General features: G+C 67.2%; 1 pseudogene. It reads left to right on the forward strand.

The window, feature by feature from the left end:
- A pseudogene (locus LD028_RS09405) lies at positions 1–238 on the forward strand (translation elongation factor Ts); the annotation flags it as partial.

Consider the following 238-nt stretch of genomic DNA (forward strand, 5'->3'; position numbering starts at 1 on the left):
TCGTACCTGTCCCGCGAGGACGTTCCGGCGGACGCGGTCGAGAAGGAGCGCGAGATCGTCACCGAGATCTCCCGCAACGAGGGCAAGCCCGAGGCCGCCCTGCCGAAGATCGTCGAGGGCCGTGTCGCCGCGTTCATCAAGCAGGTCGCCCTGCTCGAGCAGGACTACGCGAAGGACAACAAGCTCTCCGTCGCCCAGGTGGCGAAGGACGCCGGTATCACCGTGACGGACTTCGCGC

The organism is Anoxybacillus sp. LAT27 (assembly GCF_022030075.1).
GTDB classification, from domain to species: domain Bacteria; phylum Bacillota; class Bacilli; order Bacillales; family Anoxybacillaceae; genus Anoxybacillus; species Anoxybacillus kestanbolensis.